General features: G+C 53.6%; 18 protein-coding genes. 7 read left to right on the forward strand and 11 right to left on the reverse strand.

The window, feature by feature from the left end:
• Window positions 1-4: 4 nt before the first annotated feature.
• The 3 genes from ABIE10_RS17465 (at window position 5) to ABIE10_RS17475 (ending at window position 4,129) form a co-directional block, all read left to right on the forward strand.
• Window positions 5-1,423 carry a glutamate synthase small subunit gene (locus ABIE10_RS17465; RefSeq protein ID WP_016154696.1) on the forward strand — a complete coding sequence of 473 codons (1,419 nt, stop codon included), beginning with the start codon at window positions 5-7 and terminating at the stop codon, window positions 1,421-1,423.
• Window positions 1,424-1,608: 185 nt separating this feature from the next.
• Window positions 1,609-2,859 (forward strand): cytosine permease, encoded by a 1,251-nt coding sequence (gene codB / locus ABIE10_RS17470; protein ID WP_047358527.1) that lies wholly within the window; start codon window positions 1,609-1,611, stop codon window positions 2,857-2,859.
• The gene (locus ABIE10_RS17475) at window positions 2,849-4,129 is read left to right on the forward strand and encodes a cytosine deaminase (protein WP_016157577.1); all 1,281 of its coding nucleotides are present in this window, start codon (window positions 2,849-2,851) and stop codon (window positions 4,127-4,129) included. The genes codB and ABIE10_RS17475 overlap by 11 nt, the downstream gene beginning before the upstream one ends.
• Window positions 4,130-4,189: 60 nt before the next feature.
• Here the strand turns inward: ABIE10_RS17475 and nanQ are convergent, their stop codons facing one another.
• The 6 genes from nanQ to nanR form a co-directional block, all read right to left on the reverse strand.
• Complete coding sequence (gene nanQ, locus ABIE10_RS17480; RefSeq protein ID WP_181598817.1) at window positions 4,190-4,657, reverse strand: N-acetylneuraminate anomerase; 468 nt, start codon at window positions 4,655-4,657, stop codon at window positions 4,190-4,192.
• 2 nt (window positions 4,658-4,659) lie between these two features.
• Window positions 4,660-5,529 (reverse strand): N-acetylmannosamine kinase, encoded by an 870-nt coding sequence (gene nanK, locus ABIE10_RS17485; RefSeq protein WP_181598816.1) that lies wholly within the window; start codon window positions 5,527-5,529, stop codon window positions 4,660-4,662.
• Window positions 5,526-6,215, reverse strand: a complete 690-nt coding sequence (locus ABIE10_RS17490) for an N-acetylmannosamine-6-phosphate 2-epimerase (protein ID WP_019077794.1) — start codon at window positions 6,213-6,215, stop codon at window positions 5,526-5,528. The genes nanK and ABIE10_RS17490 overlap by 4 nt, the downstream gene beginning before the upstream one ends.
• A gap of 47 nt (window positions 6,216-6,262) precedes the next feature.
• Window positions 6,263-7,753, reverse strand: a complete 1,491-nt coding sequence (nanT, locus tag ABIE10_RS17495; protein ID WP_200052111.1) for a sialic acid transporter NanT — start codon at window positions 7,751-7,753, stop codon at window positions 6,263-6,265.
• A gap of 116 nt (window positions 7,754-7,869) precedes the next feature.
• Window positions 7,870-8,763 (reverse strand): N-acetylneuraminate lyase, encoded by an 894-nt coding sequence (gene nanA / locus ABIE10_RS17500; RefSeq protein WP_016157581.1) that lies wholly within the window; start codon window positions 8,761-8,763, stop codon window positions 7,870-7,872.
• A 134-nt stretch (window positions 8,764-8,897) separates the two neighbouring features.
• The gene (gene nanR, locus ABIE10_RS17505; protein WP_016154704.1) at window positions 8,898-9,689 is read right to left on the reverse strand and encodes a transcriptional regulator NanR; all 792 of its coding nucleotides are present in this window, start codon (window positions 9,687-9,689) and stop codon (window positions 8,898-8,900) included.
• A 359-nt stretch (window positions 9,690-10,048) separates the two neighbouring features.
• On the opposite strand from nanR, the gene dcuC reads away from it, so the two are divergent.
• A complete protein-coding gene (gene dcuC, locus ABIE10_RS17510; RefSeq protein ID WP_153689973.1) occupies window positions 10,049-11,416 on the forward strand; it encodes an anaerobic C4-dicarboxylate transporter DcuC in 1,368 nt (455 codons plus the stop codon).
• A gap of 44 nt (window positions 11,417-11,460) precedes the next feature.
• Here the strand turns inward: dcuC and sspB are convergent, their stop codons facing one another.
• The 5 genes from sspB to zapE all read right to left on the reverse strand — a co-directional run bounded on the left by sspB (window position 11,461) and on the right by zapE (window position 15,107).
• Window positions 11,461-11,964: a ClpXP protease specificity-enhancing factor gene (sspB, locus tag ABIE10_RS17515; RefSeq protein ID WP_200052110.1), complete on the reverse strand. Its 504-nt coding sequence runs from the start codon at window positions 11,962-11,964 to the stop codon at window positions 11,461-11,463.
• 5 nt (window positions 11,965-11,969) lie between these two features.
• On the reverse strand, window positions 11,970-12,608 hold the full coding sequence (gene sspA, locus ABIE10_RS17520; RefSeq protein ID WP_003025132.1) for a stringent starvation protein SspA: 639 nt from the start codon (window positions 12,606-12,608) through the stop codon (window positions 11,970-11,972).
• Window positions 12,609-12,924: 316 nt separating this feature from the next.
• Window positions 12,925-13,317 carry a 30S ribosomal protein S9 gene (rpsI, locus tag ABIE10_RS17525; RefSeq protein WP_003025138.1) on the reverse strand — a complete coding sequence of 131 codons (393 nt, stop codon included), beginning with the start codon at window positions 13,315-13,317 and terminating at the stop codon, window positions 12,925-12,927.
• A gap of 15 nt (window positions 13,318-13,332) precedes the next feature.
• The gene (gene rplM / locus ABIE10_RS17530; protein ID WP_003025141.1) at window positions 13,333-13,761 is read right to left on the reverse strand and encodes a 50S ribosomal protein L13; all 429 of its coding nucleotides are present in this window, start codon (window positions 13,759-13,761) and stop codon (window positions 13,333-13,335) included.
• 218 nt (window positions 13,762-13,979) lie between these two features.
• Window positions 13,980-15,107, reverse strand: coding sequence for a cell division protein ZapE (zapE, locus tag ABIE10_RS17535; protein ID WP_047358535.1), 1,128 nt, complete (start codon window positions 15,105-15,107; stop codon window positions 13,980-13,982).
• Window positions 15,108-15,299: 192 nt separating this feature from the next.
• On the opposite strand from zapE, the gene zapG reads away from it, so the two are divergent.
• The 3 genes from zapG to degS all read left to right on the forward strand — a co-directional run bounded on the left by zapG (window position 15,300) and on the right by degS (window position 18,391).
• The gene (gene zapG / locus ABIE10_RS17540) at window positions 15,300-15,698 is read left to right on the forward strand and encodes a Z-ring associated protein ZapG (protein WP_003025147.1); all 399 of its coding nucleotides are present in this window, start codon (window positions 15,300-15,302) and stop codon (window positions 15,696-15,698) included.
• Window positions 15,699-15,866: 168 nt separating this feature from the next.
• Entirely contained in the window at window positions 15,867-17,234 is a 1,368-nt protein-coding gene (gene degQ, locus ABIE10_RS17545) for a serine endoprotease DegQ (protein ID WP_016154708.1), read from the forward strand.
• A gap of 89 nt (window positions 17,235-17,323) precedes the next feature.
• A complete protein-coding gene (gene degS / locus ABIE10_RS17550; RefSeq protein WP_003025154.1) occupies window positions 17,324-18,391 on the forward strand; it encodes an outer membrane-stress sensor serine endopeptidase DegS in 1,068 nt (355 codons plus the stop codon).
• The last annotated feature ends 68 nt before the right edge of the window (window positions 18,392-18,459 follow it).

Consider the following 18,459-nt stretch of genomic DNA (forward strand, 5'->3'; position numbering starts at 1 on the left):
AGCAATGAGTCAGAACGTATACCAATTTATCGACCTGCAGCGCGTTGATCCACCGAAGAAACCGCTGAAGATCCGTAAGATCGAATTTATCGAGATCTACGAGCCGTTTTCCGAAGGCCAGGCCAAAGCACAGGCAGATCGCTGTCTTTCCTGCGGCAACCCGTACTGCGAGTGGAAGTGCCCGGTACATAACTACATCCCGAACTGGCTGAAGCTGGCGAATGAGGGACGTATTTTTGAAGCGGCAGAACTGTCGCACCAGACTAACACTCTGCCGGAAGTCTGTGGCCGAGTGTGCCCGCAGGATCGTCTTTGTGAAGGATCCTGCACGCTAAACGATGAGTTCGGTGCGGTGACTATCGGCAACATCGAGCGCTATATCAACGATAAAGCGTTCGAGATGGGCTGGCGTCCGGATATGACTGGCGTTCGCCAGACGGACAAGCGCGTGGCGATCATCGGTGCAGGTCCGGCGGGCCTGGCCTGTGCTGATGTGCTGACCCGCAACGGCGTGAAGGCGGTGGTATTTGACCGCCACCCGGAAATCGGCGGTCTGCTGACCTTCGGGATCCCGGCATTCAAGCTGGAGAAAGAGGTCATGACCCGTCGCCGTGAAATCTTCACCGGTATGGGCATTGAGTTCAAACTAAACGTGGAAGTGGGCCGCGACGTGCAGCTTAACGATCTGCTGAAGGATTACGATGCCGTGTTCCTTGGCGTAGGTACCTATCAGTCGATGCGCGGTGGGCTGGAAAACGAAGACGCTTCCGGCGTATTTGATGCCCTGCCGTTCCTGATCGCCAATACCAAACAGTTGATGGGATTTGGCGAAAGCAGTGACGAGCCGTACATCAGCATGGAAGGCAAACGCGTCGTTGTTCTCGGCGGTGGCGATACCGCGATGGACTGCGTGCGGACCTCGGTTCGTCAGAACGCGGCACACGTAATCTGCGCCTATCGCCGCGACGAAGAGAACATGCCGGGTTCCAAACGCGAGGTGAAAAACGCGCGTGAAGAAGGCGTCGAGTTCCAGTTCAATGTCCAGCCTTTAGGCGTGGAAGTGAATGCCAACGGTAAAGTGTGCGGCGTGAAAATGGCGCGCACCGAAATGGGCGAACCGGATGCGAAGGGGCGTCGCCGCGCGGAGATCGTCGCCGGTTCCGAGCACGTTGTTCCGGCTGATGCGGTGGTACTGGCGTTTGGCTTCCGCCCGCACAGTATGGAGTGGCTGAAAGAGCACAGCGTCGAGCTGGATTCTCAGGGCCGTATTATTGCTCCGGAACGCAGCGATAACGCCTTCCAGACCAGCAATCCAAAAATCTTCGCTGGTGGCGACATCGTGCGCGGTTCGGATCTTGTAGTCACCGCGATTGCCGAAGGTCGTAAAGCGGCAGACGGTATCCTGAACTACCTGGAAGTGTAAGTAAGCGTCTTCTGGCATCTCATCTTCAAACGCTGATGAGATGCCAGATTCCTCGCAATACCCCTGCCCCCTCCCCTCTATCAACACCGTGAAAGAGAACTAAAAAAACATACGGAAACGTTTGCTTTATTCTGAGAACTGTATATTATGCGGCGGATTTTTTGGGCAAAATTCATGGAGGCGTTGTGTCGCAGGACAACAATTATAGCCAGGGCCCCGTCCCTCTGGCGGCGCGGAAGGGCGTGATTCCACTAACGTTTGTCATGTTGGGACTCACATTTTTTTCCGCCAGTATGTGGACCGGTGGCACACTCGGTACCGGTCTTTCCTATAATGATTTCTTCCTGGCAGTTCTTTTCGGTAATCTTCTCCTCGGTATTTACACTGCATTTCTCGGTTTTATCGGCGCAAAAACAGGGCTCTCAACCCACCTTCTGGCACGTTACTCATTTGGTTTGAAAGGTTCATGGCTTCCCTCACTGCTCTTAGGCGGTACACAGGTAGGCTGGTTTGGCGTTGGTGTGGCCATGTTTGCTATCCCGGTTGGCAAAGCGACGGGGATTGACGTCAATATTCTGATTGCGGTTTCCGGTCTGTTGATGACCCTGACTATCTTTTTTGGCATCTCGGCGCTGACCGTTTTATCTATCATCGCCGTACCTGCCATCGTCGTTCTTGGCAGCTACTCCGTCTGGCTGGCGGTGAGCGATGTCGGCGGTTTAGACCATTTAAAAGCGATAGTGCCGCAGACACCGCTGAATTTCTCCACCGCACTGGCGCTGGTGGTCGGCTCATTTATCAGCGCAGGCACGTTAACCGCCGACTTTGTCCGCTTTGGCCGCAACGCCAAAGGTGCGGTACTGATTGCCATGGTGGCATTTTTCCTTGGCAACTCGTTGATGTTTATCTTCGGCGCTGCGGGTGCCGCCGCTGTTGGACAGGCGGACATCTCTGACGTGATGATTGCTCAGGGCCTGCTGCTGCCCGCGATAGTGGTGCTCGGCCTGAATATCTGGACCACCAACGACAATGCGCTCTACGCTTCAGGTTTGGGATTTGCCAATATTACCGGCCTTTCCAGCCGTTCGCTGTCGGTGGCTAACGGTATTATCGGCACACTGTGCGCACTGTGGCTTTACAATAACTTTGTCGGTTGGCTGACATTTTTGTCGGCAGCGATTCCTCCAATTGGTGGAGTGATTATCGCCGACTATCTGCTGAACCATCGCCGATATGCCGACTTCAGCAAAGCACAATTTATTTCCGTAAACTGGATAGCTATCCTGTCCGTTGCACTGGGCATTGCCGCCGGTCACTATATTCCCGGTATCGTGCCCGTCAACGCCGTACTCGGCGGCGTATTCAGCTATATCCTGCTGAACCCACTTTTCAATCGCAGCCTTGCTAAATCACCAGAGGTCAGCCATGCAGAATAATAACATCACCATTCGTCAGGCGCGTTTACAGGGACGCGAAGGATTGTGGCAGCTCACGGTTGAAAACGGGCGCTTCAGCCGAATTGAGGCTCAGGACGCCGCTACGTTGCCGCAGGGGGAAGTGCTTGATGCCGAAGGTGGCCTGGCAATCCCACCGTTCGTAGAGCCACATATCCACCTGGATACCACGCAAACCGCGGGGGAGCCGAGCTGGAACCAGTCAGGTACGTTATTTGAAGGCATTGAGCGCTGGGCCGAACGTAAGGCAATGCTCACTCACGATGACGTCAAAGCGCGCGCCATGCAGACTCTTAAGTGGCAGATGGCCAACGGCATCCAGTATGTCCGCACTCACGTTGACGTTTCCGACCCTACGCTGACGGCGCTGAAAGCCATGCTGGAGGTGAAGCAAGAAGTCGCTCCGTGGGTAGAGCTACAGATTGTCGCGTTCCCGCAAGAGGGCATTCTTTCTTATCCCAACGGTGAAGCGTTATTAGAGGAAGCCGTGCGTTTGGGGGCCGACGTCATTGGCGCTATCCCCCACTTTGAATTTACGCGTGAATATGGCGTGGAGTCGTTGCACAAAATTTTCGCCCTCGCGCAAAAATACGACAGACTTATCGACGTGCACTGTGACGAAATTGACGATGAGCAATCACGCTTTGTTGAAACCGTCGCGGCGCTGGCCCATCGCGACAATATGGGCGAGCGCGTGACCGCCAGCCATACTACGGCAATGCACTCCTATAACGGCGCGTATGCTTCCCGTCTTTTCCGCCTGTTGAAAATGTCCGGCATTAACTTTGTCGCGAATCCACTGGTGAATATTCACCTGCAAGGGCGCTTTGACACGTATCCTAAACGCCGCGGCGTTACACGCGTCAAAGAGATGCTGGAGGCAGAGATCAACGTCTGCTTCGGCCATGATGACGTCTTCGATCCGTGGTATCCGCTGGGCACTGCGAATATGCTGCAGGTACTGCACATGGGGTTACATGTGTGTCAGCTGATGGGATACGGACAAATTAACGATGGCCTGAATCTGATCACCACCCACAGCGCGAAAACCCTGCACCTGCAGGACTACGGTCTGAGCGTGGGGAATTCCGCGAACCTGGTGATTTTACCGGCAGAGAATGGGTTTGACGCGGTTCGTCGCCAGACGCCTGCACGTTATTCCATTCGTCACGGGCGAATCATTGCCGAGACTGTGCCGAGCCAAACGACGCTGCATCTGACGCAGCCGGAAGCGGTGACGTTTAAGCGCTAGGTTGTAATATCCGGTGTCGGATGGCGCAAGCCTTGCCATCCGACACCGTCACTCTCATCGTCAGGTGTGTAATAAACTGGCGCGCACCTTGATCACCACCTTTTTGATGTCCACCGGAGCCTGTACCACGCAGCCCGGCTTATGCGGCTCGCCCGGCATAAAAATCACAAATCTTCCCGGCTTCAGTACCATCGCCTGCTCATCGGCAATCTGGCTACACAGCTGATAATCATCCTCAACGTGCATCTCTTCGCACTGACGAGCAGAATCAGTCATCCCGAACAGAATGCGTTCTTCACCGGATAACAGCACCTGAATATCAATGTATTCCCTGTGCAGTTCCGCTTTCTTTTGCTCTGGGCTCTGCGTTGCAAATTGCATGACATTCATAAAAATATTATCGCCCTGCAACTCGTAGCGCCCTGGCGTTTTCTCCTGCGGATTCGCCGCAACAGCCAGCGTTAACGCCTGCTGCAAAACCGGATGTAATCCGGCAGAAGGCAATGAACGCAACTCATCTGACATCATAATCAATCTCCCTGGGCCAACAGCGCGGCCCCCAGTAATCCAGCGTCATGACGGTAATGCGCCGCCCGTAATTCTACGTGGTAAGCCGAAGGCTCTTGTGCCAGATAGTTTTCCACCAGCGCCAGATACCCTGGCGCCAGCCCCACGCTGCCGCCAATCACCACAATCTGGCAATCGAGCGTGGCCTTCACATCGGCGACAAGCCTTGCCAAAGTACGTGCCGAACGATGGATCAACCGACTGGCCTGCTCATCACCCTGCCCGGCGCGGCTAAAAATGGTTTTTGCGTCGCATCCAGCAAGCGCGCCTTCGGCAGCCGCCGCGATCCCACGACCGGAAGCGATCGCCTCGACACAACCCACACGCCCGCAACCGCACACCGGCCCATGCGGATCAGCCAGCGTATGTCCCAGATGCCCGGCCAGACCGCCAATCCCGGTCAGCAGCTTCCCATCACTTACCACCCCGCCGCCTACACCGGTGGAGACGGTGATAAACACCATATCGCGGTACTCGCCGCCAAGCGCATGATACTCAGCCCACGCCGCGGCCTGCGCGTCATTGACTGCCAGCGTCGGCAAAGCGGTGAGATCTTTTAGCGTTTGCACCAGAGGAAAATGCAGCAGCCCGCCGAGGTTGTGCGGGTTCAGCGCCAGTAGAGAACCGTCGCGGATAATCCCCGTTGAGGCGATCGCCACCCGCGTTGCCTGCCCCTGTAGCGGCGCAACCAGTGCTTGTAACGCGGCACGCAGAGCATCCGGTGTTTTGCTGGCGGGCGTCGGCAATTCATGACGCTCTTGAATTTGCAGGCTGCTGTCTACCAGCGCAACAGCCAGTTTGGTGCCGCCAATATCAATCGCCAGCGTGGTCATAGCACCGCCTTTTTAAGCGCTGTGTTGTACCACTGGCAAATGTGCTCCAGCCGGGTAATGGCTGAGCCGACTGTCACCGCCCAAGCGCCATGACGCATCGCCTCAGCGGCCTGCGCTGGCGTGTTGTAACGTCCTTCAGCAATCACCCGACAACCCGCGTCACTTAAAGACTTCACCAGAGCCAGATCCGGCTCTTCGGGCGTTTCTGGCGTGGTATAGCCAGAAAGGGTAGTGCCAATGATTTCGGCACCGAGTTTCTGGCAGGCCATGCCATCCGCCATGGACGAACAGTCAGCCATCGCAAGGCGTTGGTGATGATGAATACGTGCCAGTAAGGTTTCTACAGGTACCGGACGTACGCGATCGGTACCGTCGATGGCGATGATGTCAGCGCCTGCCTGCGCTAACGCATCAACATCCTCGAGATATGCGGTGATGCGAACCGGAGAGTCATCAAGGTCACGTTTGAGAATGCCGATAATCGGCACCGAAACTACCGCCCTGGTCGCTTTCAGGTTTTCCACCCCTTCAATGCGTAACGCCACCGCGCCAGCCTGTTCTGCGGCCAGCGCCATCGCCGCAACAATTTCCGGTTTATCTAACGGGCTGTCAGGAACAGGCTGGCAGGAGACAATCAGCCCGCCGTTCGCGGCAATCTTGATATCCAGTTGTTCAAGTAACGACATGCTTATTCCCTTATGACTATTGCCCGGCGCAGGACCGGGCAAACGGATTAACTTTTGGATTTCACCATGGTGCTTTTGTCGCCGCCGAACGGCACGGCCCCGCTAAAGGGTCGACCATCAATGGCATCATGCGTACGCAATGCTTCAGGCCGCAGCCAGCGCTGTACGCGAGACGGCATATCGAGACCAATCAGCAGGATCACCACAAATGTCAGGCCGAAAGAGAGCGATCCCAACGCGGTGCCCAGATCCAGTCGTTGGGCAATCAGCGCACCGATGATCGGTGCCAACGCCCCGCCCAGTGCACCCACGTTGTAGGTGAAGCCCAGACCCGCCGCACGCTGGTCGGTATCGAAATAGCCGCCAATCAGTTTGGGTAAGATCCCTGAGATCCCCTGACCGAGCATTTGCTGGAAAAACAGCAGTAAACCCAGTACCCAGACGTTTGAGCCGCCAATCGCAAACACTGGAATAATCAGCAACTGCGAAGCCAGCAGACTGCAGACATAGGCCTTACGCGTGCCCAGCCAGTCGCCAAGAAAACCACCGACACAACAACCGACCGCCGCGCCAAAGCCGCTAAAGAAGAGCACCCTGGCGACAGTGGAAGGGTCATACAGCAATTCGGTTTTCAGATAGGTTGGCAGCAGCGCCTGAATCGGCCACGAGTAAAGGAAGGCAAACAGCACAACCACCATCAGCATGACGCCCGTCGGCCAGCGTTTCCCGCTGCTTTGCACCATAAAACTAATGAAGATAAACGCACATATCAGGCCAAGGACCGCCACGATAGCCGCATTTTGCAGGTTGCCTGCAAAGCAGAACCACAGCGCGGTTGCGGCGGCGAGAGTCATCACAATATTGATAACCCGATGTTCGCCCCGGTAGAGAATGTCCACCATCGTGCGTACCGGCGCTTTGCCTTCGTGTTTCTCTTTCCAGTCTTCCGCTTCCGGAATATTTTTACGCAGCCAGAGGGCGAAGATAATCGGCAAAATGCCGATGAAGAACAGCGCGCGCCATCCCCAGACCGGGACCACCAGGCTGTAGACCTGCGCGGCGATCACTGCGCCTACAGAGAAGCCGGAAATCAGGAAGCCGCTGGCTTTGTTTCGCAAGTGCCTGGGCCAGCTTTCAATAACATAAGTTGCGCTGGAGCCGTACTCACCAGCCATCCCCATACCGATAACCAGGCGGGCGATAAACATGGTGGTGTAGCCCGGCGCGAAGCCGCAGGCCAGCGTCCCCACAGAGAACAGAATGATACTGGTGACCATCGCCAGGCGGCGTCCATAACGGTCGCCCATCGCGCCCAGCATTAACCCGCCAAACCAGCGGGAGATAAAAGCGGCCGAGATCAGACTGGCCGCCTGCACCGTCGTCAGTCCGAATTCGCCTTGTACTTCCGTCAGCACAAGGGCGATTAATACAAAATCAAAACCATCAAGCAAATATCCCAGCCAGGCGGCGGAAAATGCCCGCCATTGCGCCCGATTGAGATGGCGATACCACGGGATGCTCTGGGTAGAAGTACTCATTTTACTCTCCCGACGATCTTTATTTTCGTTGTGGTGCCGGATGGCGGATTCGCCTTATCCGGCCTACGAGTCTTGTTTTTGCAGGCCGGATAAGCATTGTGCTATCCGGCGTCCGATCAGTCGCGTTCCAGCATTAATTGCTGGGCCAGCGCTTTCAGTTCCGGCAGATATTGTTCATCTACCGGGGCAAATGGTTTACGGCACAGCGGAACAGAAACCACGTCCATATAGTGCAATACCGTCTTCAGGCCGCGGAACACGCCAACCTTAATGAGCAGATCGATAACCTTATTGCACTCGGTTTGCAGCTTTTGCGCCGTACGGATGTCGCCTTCTTTGAGCGCTTTCACAATTCCCTGATAACGCCATCCCATAATGTTGTAAGTGCTACCGATACCGCCATCTGCGCCCGCCAACAGACCAGAAGCGAAGATCTCGTCATAACCGTTATAAAGCACCAGATCGGGGTGAGCGCGGCGGATCTGTTCCATCTGATAGAGATCGCCTGAGGTTTGCTTCAGCGCGCCAACGCCCGGCAACGTCACCAGCGTGTTGATCTGATCCAGCGTCAGTTTTACGCCGCTCAGCGCCGGGATGTTATAGACCACCATCGGCAAGCCATCAGCGGAATCAATAATTGCGCGGTAGTGATCGCAGTGCTCTTCAAAACTGAACGGATAGTAAAACGGTGTGACGGCTGAAACCGCATCAAAGCCGTAGCGATGCGCGGCACTCGCCAGCTGTTGGCTCTCTTCGGTACTCACTGTGCCAACGTGAGCGATCAGCGTCACCTTGCCTTTCGCTTCTTCGGCAACAATTTCCAGTACCTGCTCTCTCTCAACGCGGTTTTGGACAAATGCCTCACCCGTAGACCCACCGACATACAGCCCGTCGATCCCTTGCCCAATGTTGAAACGCACCAGGCGGCGCAGGCTCTCAATGTCCAGTCGCTGTTGGCTATCGAATGGGGTTAACAACGCTGGCATTACGCCTTTTAAATCTCTTGCCATAGCTACCTCTGATGATGATTAGTGTTATCTGACTGCATACCTTTATACCTGTTATACCAGATCAAATAAGCAGCAATACAATACAGAACGCTTATAGTGCGATCTGCCTCACTAAACGATCGTCAGGATCGCGATTACTTACGCAATTTTTTACTTTTGCTAAAGGCGTGCCAGGTAGCGGAAACGCTGTTGAGATGTTCTTGCAGTGCGCGGTCAGCTTCCTCAGGGTCGCGCTGACGAATCGCGTCGACAATAGCGATATGCTGCTGATAACTCACGTTATTGTGCTCATACAACTCTTGGTCGGCTACGGTCGGACGGGCGGCAATTAGCCAGTCTAACAGCGCAACATGGATAGCCATAAAGATGGGATTGCCCGGGATCTCCGCCAGTATGCGATGAAAATCAACGTCCGAGCGAATGAACAGCGTATTGTCATCGAGCGACTGGCTGTTGATCTCCAGTGCTTTCGCCAGTCTGTCGATTTGCTCATCCGTCGCATGTTCTGCGGCGTATCGTACCAGGCTGGATTCAAAGAACAGTCGCAACTGTTCGAAGTGGGCAATGCCGCCGGGATGCGCGAGGAAATCTTTCGCCATACCGGACAGCTCGCTGATAATGGTATCAGCTGAAGGACGCGAAACGCGGGCGCGCTCGCCATTGTTGATTTGCACCAGACCTTTGCGTTTTAACGCTGCCAGCGCTTCTCGTACAGAAGGACGGCCCACGTTAAAGAAGGCCATCAGCTCCCGCTCAGACGGCAACTGTTCGCCCTCGCCAAATTCCCGACGACGAATCATCTGCTCCAGTTCTTCTTCAACCATTTCAGACAGCTTTTTACGCGCCAGCGGGCGGTTGCGTAAGCTACGGCCAATGGTGGATGGAGAGTCTTCAGCTTGCGAATCAAATGCGTTCATAGGGCCCATTCAGCTAAGTCGTGGTGACAAATAACAGCGGGTTTATCCTAACACAGGATCGAAAGCAGGGTGAAATGATGGTCAATCAGACTGTCGGGCTTATTGGTGGTCTAACGCATCCGGATATTTTGTTACGCTAAAACATTCAGCTTATCTTTAATTGAAAACAATCATATTCGCTTCGTGAAATTTATGAATATGAACGTGATAAATTATCATAACCATCTATTTTATAACGATAAATAATTTAAACATCGAATTAAAAATAAGATATTCACTCCATAAAAATCGCCCGAAAAAATATAACATCCGTTTGGACAACAGCGTTATTACCGGATTTATCTTCTTCTCTGGCATGGAGTGAAACAATGTTCGGCATCATTATCTCTGTCATCGTTTTATTAACGATGGGTTACCTGATCCTCAAAAACTACAAACCGCAGGTAGTGCTGGCAGCCGCGGGGATCTTCCTGATGATCTGCGGCGTCTGGCTAGGCTACGGCGCGCTGGTCGCTAACGACAAGAGCAGCGGCTATCTACTGGTCGATATTTACAACGAAATTCTGCGTATGCTTTCCAATCGGGCGGCCGGACTAGGGTTATCAATCATGGCGGTAGGTGGGTATGCCCGTTATATGGACAGGATGGGGGCCAGCAGAGCGATGGTTAGCCTGTTAAGCCGCCCGCTTAAGCTAATCCGCTCACCCTATGTTGTTCTTGCCGCCACCTATGTGATTGGTCAGATCATGGCGCAGTTCATCACCAGCGCTTCCGGGTTAGGCATGCTGCTGATGGTGACGCTGTTCCCGACGCTGGTCAGTCTTGGCGTGAGCCGTTTATCCGCGGTGGCGGTCATTGCCACTTCAATGTCAATTGAATGGGGCATTCTGGAAACCAACTCTATTTTTGCCGCGCAGGTGGCGGGCATGAAAATCGCTACCTACTTCTTTCACTATCAGTTACCCGTCGCATCGTGTGTTATCGTCGCCGTCGCTATTGCACATTTTTTCGTTCAGCGGCAGTTTGATAAAAAAGCATTCCCGGAAAGCTACGGATTCGCTGAACAAAAGACGCTGGAAAACGTGCCACCTCTCTATTACGCCATTCTACCCGTCATGCCGTTGCTTCTGATGTTGGGCTCGCTTGCCCTGGCACATATGGGGTTAATGAAAACAGAGCTGAATCTGGTGGTGGTCATGCTGATGAGCATGACGCTGACGATGTTTGTCGAGTTCCTGCATAAACATAATCTGCGCGAAACGATGGATGACGTGCAGGCCTTCTTTGACGGCATGGGAACCCAGTTTGCCAACGTTGTCACGCTGGTGGTCGCCGGTGAGATCTTTGCGAAAGGGTTGACGACTATTGGGACTGTCGACGCTGTAATAAAAGGTGCAGAGCATTCCGGCCTTGGCGGTATCGGCGTGATGATCATCATGGCCGTGGTCATTGCCGCCTGTGCGATTGTCATGGGGTCAGGTAACGCGCCGTTTATGTCTTTTGCCAGCCTGATTCCAGATATAGCCGCCGGACTACATATTCCTGCGGTAGTGATGATTATGCCGATGCATTTTGCTACTACGCTGGCCCGGGCGGTATCCCCCATTACAGCGGTCATTGTGGTGACATCAGGTATTGCGGGCGTATCGCCCTTTGAGGTGGTAAAACGTACGGCCATTCCGATGGCGGTGGGATTTGTGGTCAATATGATAGCCACCATCACGCTGTTTTACTGATCCCGAAGGCAGAAAACAGAACAGGCCCCAAAGGGCCTGTTTTTTTATTTCACTACGCGTAGCGCTGGACGCCCACCGCGAGGCGGCGGCGGAGTGTCATCCGGATCGTTGTCCTCGCCATTGTCAGGCTTATCGCCATCAATGACCGACATGACCGTTTCACTCTCAAAACCAGGTGCGTCGTTGTCGTCATCATTTAAGCTGGCGACATCTTCGTCGTAGGCGGCTTCCGGCTCGAACATAGTACCGGCGCCATTTTCACGAGCATAAATTGCCAGAACCGCCGCCAGCGGTACAGAAACCTGACGCGGCACACCACCGAAGCGCGCGTTAAAGCGCACTTCATCGTTAGCCAGTTCCAGGTTACCCACCGCACGCGGTGCGATATTCAGAACAATTTGCCCATCACGCGCATATTCCATAGGAACCTGCACGTCCTGAAGCGTCACATCCACCACCAGGTGCGGCGTAAGCTGGTTGTCTAACAACCACTCATAGAATGCGCGCAGCAGATACGGACGGCGTGGTGTTAGCTGTGGCAAATCCATACAGGTTAACCCCGGCCCAGACGCATTTCACGTTCAGGCTCAGTCAGAGAAGCCAGGAAAGAATCACGTTCAAAGACGCGAGTCATGTACCCTTTCAGTTCTTTCGAACCTGCACCGTTGAATTCAATGCCCAGCTGCGGTAAACGCCACAGCAGCGGCGCCAGGTAGCAGTCTACCAGGCTGAACTCGTCGCTCAGGAAGTAAGGTTTCTGGCCAAATACTGGTGCAATTGCCAGCAGTTCTTCGCGCAGACGCTTACGCGCGACTTCGGCTTCAGAAGCAGAACCGTTCACGATGACGTTCATCAGCGTGTACCAGTCTTTTTCAATACGCTGCATGTACAGGCGGCTTTCACCACGCGCAACCGGGTAAACCGGCATCAGCGGCGGATGCGGGAAGCGCTCATCCAGGTATTCCATAATGATGCGAGATTCCCACAGGGTCAGCTCACGATCCACCAGTGTCGGTACGCTCTGATTCGGGTTGAGGTCGATCAGATCCTGCGGTGGATTGTCCTTCTCCACATGCTCAATCTCGAAACTAACACCTTTCTCAGCCAGCACAATGCGGACCTGATGGCTATAGATGTCAGTAGGACCAGAAAACAGCGTCATTACCGAACGTTTGTTGGCAGCGACAGCCATGAAAACCTCCAGGTATATTCAGAATTTTTACTGCTACCAGCCACTAAGTGGCCAGCCAGAAGTGATGTCACCCATATTCGGGAAAGCCATTACTGTTCAAAATACAAACAAAAAATGAACGATACCGGACATTTGGGCAGAAAATTGGATGATAGTTTACCAGATTTTGTGACCTTTGTGGTGAGTCGATTCTTGAAATGGGGAAAAAGAGGTGGCAATCAGCGGATTACCGTGGTTATACGGAGAGCAGTAACGATAAAAAAACCCGCCGAAGCGGGTTTTTTCGCAAATTGTCGTCTGCCGAAGCAGAGTACAATTAACGTTTGGAGAACTGAGGACGACGACGTGCTTTACGCAGACCGACTTTCTTACGTTCAACCTGACGAGCATCACGGGTAACGAAGCCAGCTTTACGCAGTTCGCCACGCAGGGATTCGTCGTACTCCATCAGAGCGCGGGTGATACCGTGACGGATCGCACCAGCCTGACCAGAGATACCACCACCTTTAACAGTGATGTACAGATCCAGTTTCTCAACCATGTCGACCAGTTCCAGCGGCTGACGAACTACCATGCGGGCAGTTTCACGACCGAAGTACTGTTCCAGAGAACGTTGGTTGATTACGATTTTACCACTGCCCGGTTTGATGAAAACGCGAGCTGCGGAACTTTTGCGGCGACCAGTGCCGTAGTATTGATTTTCAGCCATTGCCTATAATCCCGATTAGATGTCAAGAACTTGCGGTTGCTGTGCCGCGTGGTTGTGCTCGTTGCCAGCGTAAACTTTCAGTTTACGGAACATAGCACGACCCAGCGGGCCTTTTGGCAGCATGCCTTTAACCGCGATTTCAAGCACACGCTCAGGACGGCGAGCAATCATCTCTTCAAAGGTCGCTTGTTTGATACCGCCGATGTGACCGGTGTGGTGATAGTACACTTTGTCAGTACGCTTGTTGCCAGTTACAGCAACTTTGTCAGCGTTCAGAACGATGATGTAATCACCGGTATCTACGTGCGGAGTATATTCCGCTTTGTGCTTACCGCGCAGGCGCAGAGCCAGTTCGGAAGCCAGACGGCCCAGAGTTTTACCGGTCGCGTCAACAACATACCAGTCGCGTTTTACGGTTTCTGGTTTAGCTGTAAAAGTTTTCATTAAAAGCTTACCCAAATAAATAAGTTACACGTTGGTGAACACCCAAACGTTTTGTCAGTTGAGGTTCACACGACATTGTCCAGCAAACCTACCCCTTCGAATAGCCTATGCCGGCGCATAGAAAGTTTTGGGAAAAAAACTCTCTCGTAACGTGGGGTCGCAAGATTATAGAGAAGTCAGGGTCAAAGATCGACCCCTTTATGTGATTTGCAGCAGGTTTAACCGGCTAAATGTTCCCGCTTCAGATACTCTTCGCTTTGCATCTCCTGCAAACGCGACAAACAACGCTGAAATTCAAACTTCAGACGCTCGCCCTGATAAATTTCATAAAGTGGTGAGGCCGCACTGACCACTAGCTTAACGTGGCGTTCGTAGAACTCATCCACCAGTGCGATAAAACGCCGCGCTTCGCTCTCCATCAGCGTCGTCATGACCGGCACATCAGACAACAGCACCGTATGAAACAGACGCGATAGCGCAATGTAGTCATGCTGACTACGCGCATCGACACAGAGCGTGGTGAACGACACCGCCAGCGTTTGGTTTTCGACGGCCAGCGTCTGCATCGGACGATGATTGATCTCCAACGTCGGCGCATGTTCACTTTTCGTTCCCGCTAATGCCAGCCAGAGCTTGTCCATCTGCTGGCGGGTTTCCTCATTCAGTGGCGACAACCACAAATGCGCCTGCGTTAAGGTGCGCAGACGATAATCGACGCCAGCATCGACATTCATGATGTCACAATGCTGTTTGATGGCATCAATGGCAGGAAGAAAACGCGTGCGTTGCAAACCGTTGCGATACAGCTCATCAGGCGGAATATTGGAGGTTGCCACCAGCGTAATACCACGGGCAAACAGCGCCTTCATCAGACCGCCGAGCAGCATGGCGTCGGTGATGTCAGAAACAAAAAATTCGTCAAAGCACAGCACGTCCGTTTCGGCCTTAAAGCGGTCGGCAATGATTTCCAGCGGATCGCTCTGCCCCTGCAGGGCCGTAAGCTCTTCATGGACGCGCAGCATAAAACGGTGAAAGTGCAAACGCTGTTTACGCCCGCCCGGCAGGCTATGGAAGAACAGATCCATCAGCCACGTTTTTCCTCGCCCGACTCCGCCCCACATATACAGACCACGCACCGGCGCGTTGGTCGGTGACTCACGCTTTCCCAGCAATTTGCCAAAACGCGCCATCAGTCCGCTCTCCTGCGGCGCAGGACGTGCTGGCGTCGAAAGCGCCTGGAAAATTGTTTCCAGTCGATTCACTGCTTCTTGTTGTACGTTGTCGGGCTGATGACTGCCGTCTTTGAGGGCTTGCTGGTAACGCGATGTCGGGGAAAGGCTTTGCATGATGTTATTGTTATTCCTTGAGAATCGATGTGCCGTCGCTCACGGTTGACGAAAAAAAGGCCGTTCTACATTACGTGATATAAACACGGGATTCCACTTCTACGGGATTAGCGGTTATAGTGGCATAATCAGGCGCAGGCATGGAGCCTAAAGCCAACACCCTACGGAAACACAAGACAACGGGAGATGTTCATGACCTGGGAATATGCGCTAATTGGGTTAGTCGTCGGTATCATTATTGGTGCTGTAGCCATGCGTTTTGGTAATCGTAAATTACGCCAACAGCAGGCATTGCAGTACGAACTGGAAAAAAATAAAGCTGAGCTGGAAGAGTACCGTGAAGAGCTGGTGAGCCACTTTGCCCGCAGCGCTGAACTGCTGGATAACATGGCGGATGATTATCGTCAGATCTACCAGCATATGGCGAAAAGCTCCAGCAACCTGCTGCCGGGTATGTCACCGGAAAATAATCCGTTCCGTAATCGTCTGGCAGAGTCCGAAGCGGGTAACGATCAGGCGCCGGTTCAGATGCCGCGTGACTATTCTGAAGGCGCATCTGGCCTGCTGCGTAGTGGCGCAAAGCGCGACTAACTGCACATCGTTAAGAAATTTATTGGGCGCAGCAATTGCGCCCTCCGCTTCTCTTCCTGTCCCAGCTATTATTTAGTCGTTAGCCTCATTGTGACCAAACCGAAAATTCAATAACATCAAACTGTTTTGAATCATCTTCCGTTTACTCAAGGTACGAGAGCAGGATCCATGAAAAAACACACCCAGCTGTTGAGTGCATTAGCGTTAAGTGTCGGGTTAACTCTCTCGGCGCCATTCCCAGCCGCAGCGTCGATTCCCGGCCAGGTTCCCGGTCAGGCTGCGCTCCCCAGCCTCGCACCGATGCTGGAGAAAGTGTTACCTGCCGTGGTGAGCGTAAGGGTCGAAGGCACCGCCGCTCAGGGGCAGAAAGTCCCGGAAGAGTTCAAAAAGTTTTTTGGTGATGAACTTCCCGATCAACCTGCACAACCTTTTGAAGGGCTGGGTTCCGGGGTCATCATTGATGCCGCCAAAGGCTACGTCCTGACCAATAATCACGTCATCAACCAGGCGCAAAAAATCAGCGTCCAGCTTAACGATGGCCGTGAGTTCGACGCTAAGCTTATCGGCAGCGACGACCAGAGCGATATCGCTCTGCTGCAAATTCAACACCCCAGCAACCTGACGCAAATTGCCATTGCCGACTCCGACAAACTCCGCGTCGGTGATTTCGCGGTGGCCGTGGGTAACCCGTTTGGTTTGGGGCAAACGGCCACCTCCGGCATCGTATCGGCTTTGGGTCGCAGCGGGTTGAACCTGGAAGGTCTGGAAAACTTTATTCAGACCGATGCCTCCATCAACCGGGGTAACTCCGGCGGCGCGTTGCTAAACCTCAATGGTGAGCTGATTGGCATTAACACCGCGATTCTGGCCCCCGGCGGCGGTAGCATCGGTATTGGTTTTGCGATCCCGAGCAATATGGCACGCACGCTGGCGCAGCAACTGATGCAGTTTGGTGAAATCAAACGTGGTCTGCTGGGAATTAAAGGCACCGAAATGACCGCCGATATCGCCAAAGCGTTCAAACTGGACGTGCAGCGCGGCGCGTTTGTCAGCGAGGTTCTGCCTAACTCTGGCTCCGCAAAAGCAGGTGTGAAGTCTGGTGACGTCATTACCAGCCTCAACGGCAAACCGCTCAACAGCTTCGCCGAACTGCGTTCACGCATAGCGACAACCGAACCAGGGACTAAAGTCAAACTGGGCCTGCTGCGTAACGGTAAACCGCTGGAGGTTGAAGTAACCCTGGATACCAGTACATCATCGTCCGCCAGCGCGGAGATGATTGCTCCTGCGTTGCAAGGGGCTACGCTCAGTGACGGTCAGCTTAAAGACGGCACCAAAGGCATCAAAATTGATAACGTTGAAAAAAGTAGCCCAGCCGCGCAGGCCGGTCTGCATAAAGATGACGTTATCATTGGCGTTAACCGCGATCGTGTAAACTCGATCGCCGAAATGCGTAAAGTGCTGGAAACGAAACCGTCGATCATTGCTCTGCAGGTAGTGCGTGGTAACGAGAGTATTTACCTGCTCCTGCGTTAACGCATGCAACCGGACATCAGCCCCCCGTGTGATGTCCGGTAAACTCGTGATATGCTGCTGCCGTTCCCTTTATTAATGACGCCGCCATCATGTTTGTGAAGCTTTTACGTTCGGTCGCGATTGGTTTAATCGTCGGCGCTATTCTGCTGGCCGCGATGCCCTCTCTGCGAAAAATAAATACGCTTACCGCGCCACAGTTCGACAGTGCAGATGAAACGCCCGCCAGCTATAACCCGGCGGTTCGCCGTGCAGCGCCTGCCGTCGTTAACGTTTATAACCGTAGTATGAACAGCACAGCGCATAACCAGCTTGAGATCCGCACACTCGGCTCAGGCGTTATCATGGATCAGCGCGGCTATATCATTACCAATAAGCACGTCATTAATGATGCCGACCAAATCATCGTCGCGTTGCAGGATGGGCGTGTATTCGAAGCGCTGCTTGTGGGTTCTGATACGTTAACCGATCTTGCGGTGCTGAAAATCAACGCGACTGGCGGACTGCCGACAATTCCAATTAATAACAAACGCGTGCCGCACATCGGCGATGTCGTCCTCGCCATTGGTAACCCGTACAACCTTGGGCAAACCATCACTCAGGGGATTATCAGCGCCACCGGTCGTATTGGCCTGAACCCGACTGGACGGCAAAACTTCCTGCAAACGGATGCCTCCATCAACCACGGCAACTCCGGCGGCGCGTTGGTCAACTCGCTGGGCGAGTTAATGGGTATTAACACGCTGTCATTTGATAAGAGCAACGATGGCGAAACCCCGGAAGGGATCGGCTTTGCTATTCCGTTTCAGTTGGCAACCAAAATCATGGATAAGCTGATTCGTGACGGACGCGTGATTCGTGGCTACATCGGCATCAGCGGTCGCGAAATTGCGCCACTGCACGCCCAGGGCGGCGGGATGGATCAAATTCAGGGGATTGTAGTTAACGAAGTGGCCCCAGACGGTCCGGCAGCGCAGGCAGGAATTCAGGTTAACGATCTGATTATTTCGGTCAATAACAAACCGGCGGTATCTGCGCTGGAGACCATGGACCAGGTGGCAGAGATTCGCCCTGGTTCGGTTATCTCAGTTGTCGTGATGCGTGATGACAAGCAGTTGACGCTGCAGGTAACGATTCAGGAATACCCGGCTACAAACTAAATCACAAACGAAATGATGTAAAAAAACCGGAGATAGCTCCGGTTTTTTTATGCGTCAAATTCGCGATA

This window comes from Citrobacter sp. 506, from assembly GCF_050434985.1.
GTDB lineage: Bacteria > Pseudomonadota > Gammaproteobacteria > Enterobacterales > Enterobacteriaceae > Citrobacter > Citrobacter braakii.